This window comes from Bacillus cereus group sp. BceL291 (assembly GCF_051776705.1).
Taxonomy (GTDB): Bacteria; Bacillota; Bacilli; order Bacillales; family Bacillaceae_G; genus Bacillus_A; species Bacillus_A cereus.
On the sequence record NZ_JBPWAP010000245.1, the window covers coordinates 1 to 457 of the forward strand.

Here is a 457-nt window from a genome sequence, read left to right on the forward strand (position 1 = left end):
AGTTCAAGACCCTAAAAGACCAACGGCTCTCTCTTCACTTCTACTATATAAAAAATAGTAGTGCGAACCAATGCCTTGGTCTGCACTACTAATCTTAGTATGTTTTATTGCCTAAAAAGGGGTGATCAAAGTGGAAGGGTTACAAGATGTGAGGAACGATGTTCAAGAAATAAAGCAAGATATCAAGGACATTCGTTTGGAAATGAAAAGTCTAGAAATTCGAACGACGGGTAACGAAAAAGACATTATTAATATCAATAAACAATTAGATAAAATCAGCGCCAATACAACTTGGATTTTGCGTTTAATTGTTGGAGGGATTATTGGGGCCGTTCTCACTTTCCTATTGAAAGACCAACTATGAAAAGTCAAGGGGACATTTTCAAAAAATATTGCTAGAGGATTTTGAAAATAAATCCACTGGATTCGATAGGAAGTGGCTAAACGTCTTCATAAA

1 protein-coding gene is annotated in these 457 nt (G+C 35.9%); it reads left to right on the forward strand.

Annotated elements, in window-relative coordinates; genetic code table 11:
* The first annotated feature begins 130 nt into the window (after positions 1–130).
* A complete protein-coding gene (locus ACS2CR_RS34405) occupies positions 131–364 on the forward strand; it encodes a hemolysin XhlA family protein (protein ID WP_079245629.1) in 234 nt (77 codons plus the stop codon).
* The last annotated feature ends 93 nt before the right edge of the window (positions 365–457 follow it).